The sequence below is a fragment of the Actinomyces sp. S6-Spd3 genome, assembly GCF_000758755.1.
Taxonomy (GTDB): Bacteria; Actinomycetota; Actinomycetes; order Actinomycetales; family Actinomycetaceae; genus Pauljensenia.
Window position 1 is genome coordinate 1 of sequence record NZ_JRMV01000043.1, and the last position, 850, is coordinate 850.

The following is an 850-nucleotide window of genomic DNA, read 5'->3' on the forward strand; positions in this document are numbered from 1 at the left end:
GGCTTGGCCTACGTGTCCGCGCTCCCAGGCGATGACAAAGTTCTCAAATGTGGATTCTCCAAAGGGAATCGCCCACGCAGAGCTTTGATCTCGCGAACCTTTAAAGGATGCAACCACGCCTAGGTAGAAAGGTACTAACTGTACAAGGCAGACCAGTACCAGGAGGAAAAGTATGAACTTAGGAGTTTTTAAAGAATTCTTATTTTCACTCATCACAGACCCACCCTCGTAGCGCGCCTATCAAGCCAGCGGTTTGTAATAACCGTGAATAGAACGATTATGAAGAACAGCACCACGCCCTGCGCGGCTGCGTAGCCGGCGGCCTGACTGCCAAAGTAGGTGCGTCCAATCAACGTTGAAACGGAGTTGGTGTCAAAGCCCGGACCTCCATCGGTTAGAACCTTAATGATGTCGTAGAGCTTGAGTCCGCCGATTAGGTTGATAACGACGGAAGCTGCGAATGCCGGGTGGAGCATTGGCCAGGTGATGTCTTTGAACTGTTGCCAGCCGTTAACACCGTCAAGTTGGGCGGCTTCGTGAACCTCTGTTGGGATCGACTGCAGTCCAGATAGGTAGATGATCATGGAGACACCAACGAACTGGAACGAGTTGATGAAGACGATTACGGCGATAGCAAAGTTAGAGTTTGCAAGGTATGCGACGGGCTGACCACCAAACGCTTCCAGGATCCCGTTCAACGCTCCCTGGCGGAATCGGAATACGAGGTAGTAGAAGGTGCCCATAACGACCGGTGAGATGAGGACCGGCAGGTAGATAATGGCTCGCACGCTGTTGGAAATCTTGCCGGAACGCTCTAGCAACACTGCTAGAAAGAGGCCAATGATCTGCT

General features: G+C 51.9%; 1 protein-coding gene and 1 pseudogene. Both read right to left on the minus strand.

The features are described from left to right. Positions 1–213, minus strand: a pseudogene (locus HMPREF1627_RS10605) (carbohydrate ABC transporter permease); the annotation flags it as partial. Next, positions 213–850 (minus strand): carbohydrate ABC transporter permease (locus tag HMPREF1627_RS00295; RefSeq protein ID WP_034499881.1); only part of this gene is annotated, 638 nt, incomplete at its 5' end. The pseudogene HMPREF1627_RS10605 and the gene HMPREF1627_RS00295, both read right to left, overlap by 1 nt.